The organism is Jiella soli (genome assembly GCF_020615385.1).
Classification (GTDB): domain Bacteria; phylum Pseudomonadota; class Alphaproteobacteria; order Rhizobiales; family Rhizobiaceae; genus VKMB-3413.
Genome location: NZ_JAJAVB010000053.1, coordinates 1 through 1,341, shown reverse-complemented (window position 1 = coordinate 1,341; position 1,341 = coordinate 1). Strand labels below are relative to the sequence as shown.

Annotated in this window: 1 protein-coding gene; it reads left to right on the top strand. The window is 64.3% G+C overall.

The window, feature by feature from the left end; genetic code table 11:
* Positions 1 to 12: 12 nt before the first annotated feature.
* A complete protein-coding gene (locus tag LH400_RS25915; RefSeq protein WP_370638497.1) occupies positions 13 to 1,305 on the top strand; it encodes an IS701 family transposase in 1,293 nt (430 codons plus the stop codon).
* Positions 1,306 to 1,341 lie beyond the last annotated feature (36 nt).

Here is a 1,341-nt window from a genome sequence, read left to right as displayed (position 1 = left end):
GTTGGGCTTTGCGTGATTCATAGATGGTCGGCTTGCGGAGGGCCGACCATGGATGAGACCTGGAAGTGCGATCTTGAGGCTTGGCTGGCGCCGTTCGTGAGCGCCCTGCGGCATAAGGTGCGCGGGCGGATGTGCCCGGCCTATGTCGCGGGCCTGATCGGCGCGGGAGATCGCAAGAGCATCCAGCCGATGGCGTCGCGCGACGGCGAGGTCGGGTACGACCAGCTTCACCACTTCATCGCCAGCAGCGCATGGGACACGGCGCCGCTGGAGACGATCCTGCTCGCCGAAGCCAATCGCATGGTCGGCGGCGACGACGCTTGGCTGATTGTCGATGATACGGCGCTGCCGAAGAAGGGCGAGCACTCGGTTGGTGTCGCGCCGCAATATGCCTCTGCGCTCGGCAAGACGGCCAATTGTCAGTCGCTGGTCTCGCTGACGCTCGCGTCGCAAGAAGTCCCGGTGATGGTGGGCCTGCGGCTGTTCCTGCCGGAAGATTGGACGAGCAATCCCGAACGTATGGCGCGGGCGCGCGTGCCTGAGGAAAGACGGACTGCGCTGACGAAGCCGGAGATCGCCATCGAAGAGATCGACCGAATTGTCGCATCGGGCGCACGCTTTGGCTGCGTTCTCGCCGACGCTGGTTACGGGTCCAGCGCATCCTTCCGTCAGGCGCTGAGCGAGCGCGGTCTCAAATGGGCGGTTGGACTGTCGCGGCGCCAGAACGTCTATCCCGCCGACATCGCCTTGATCTTTCCCGTCGCCAAGGCGGGAAGGCCCCGCAAATACAGCATTCCGGAGCAACCGCCGATCTCCGCCGAAGTCGCCTTGGCTGGAGAGATCTGGCGAAGGATCAACTGGCGGCGAGGCACGAAGGGTCGCCTGACCTGCCTCTTTGCGGCCCGACGCGTCCGCGTCGCGGACGGTCACAAGCACCGCATGGCCGACAATCGCATGCAATGCATGCCGGGCGAGGAAGTCTGGCTCGTCGGCGAGCGTCGATCGACGGGCGAGCAGAAATACTACCTGTCCAATCTTCCCGCCGACATCAGCCTCAGGACGCTTGCCGCCGCGATCAAAGCCCGATGGGTCTGCGAACAGGCACATCAGCAGCTGAAGGAGGAGCTCGGCCTCGACCATTTTGAGGGCAGATCCTGGATCGGGCTGCACCGACACGCATTGATGACCATGATCGCCTACGCTTTCCTCCAAGCCCGCCGCCTCAATGCCGCGGGGCGGAAAAAAAAGAATCGGGGGACCGCCGCCGCAACCAAGCATGCCGGCCATCAGGCAGGCCATCCTTGATGTCATCGTGCGCCCTCCGCCCACGAAATGCCCGCA